This is a genomic window from Helicobacter mehlei (assembly GCF_007280785.1).
Classification (GTDB): Bacteria; Campylobacterota; Campylobacteria; order Campylobacterales; family Helicobacteraceae; genus Helicobacter; species Helicobacter mehlei.
The window spans coordinates 1-814 of the sequence record NZ_VKGC01000064.1 but is presented as its reverse complement, the minus strand read 5'-3'; the positions used below and the strand labels follow the sequence as shown (position 1 = coordinate 814).

Genomic DNA, 814 nt, shown 5'->3' with positions numbered 1-814 from the left:
CATAATTCCTAATGTGCAGTGGCTTTTTACCTGTGTTGCTCCCACAAGTAGAGCAGATTTGAGAGCTAGGAAAGTATTGGTCAATCTTTAGCAAAGTTTTGCCTTTCCAACCAGCCTTATATTCTAATAGACTAATGAGCCTAGACCAGCTGGCATTGGCAATGCTCTTAGCTAGTTTGTGGTTTTTGACCAAATTCCTAACTTTCAAGGTTTCTACTGCTATCAAATCGTACTGATTGATCTGGCTACTGATTTTATGCAAGTAGTCCTCTCTGCTATTCCTAATAGTAGCGCGGATTTGTGCCACTTTCTTAACTTGTTTCTTTCTATTACTAGAACCTTTGAGTTTTTTAAACAATCTCCTTTGTGTTTTAGTGAGCTTGGTTTGTAGATTTTGGAAAAACTTTTTATAGGGGTAGAACACGCCATTACTGGCGATGACTAGAGACTCTAAGCCCATATCTAAACCTACAGCTTTTTTGATAGTTACGGGTTTAGGTTCAGGCTTATTGTCCCCATAACTGACAGAGAGGTAGTATTTATCCGCTACACAAGAGATAAACCCCTGTTTGATGACAGAGCCTATAGGCAAATGTCTATGAAACTTGGCTTTAATAGCTTCTTTTGGGTAGTTTTACTTGATTGCTTTCTTGTTTGATTTCTAAGTGTTGCGGGACACAGAAAGATTACTTAGAATGCTTTTTAGATTTGAATCTAGGATAACCTGCTAACTTGGAAAAGAATTTATCAAAAGCTATAGTTAGTTGCCTTAATACCACTTGCAAGCTTTGAGAGTTGCATTCGTTTAGGTAAG

General features: G+C 37.7%; 1 pseudogene. It reads right to left on the bottom strand.

The features are described from left to right. Nucleotides 1-814 (bottom strand): annotated as a pseudogene (locus FNE76_RS08100) (RNA-guided endonuclease InsQ/TnpB family protein); the annotation flags it as partial.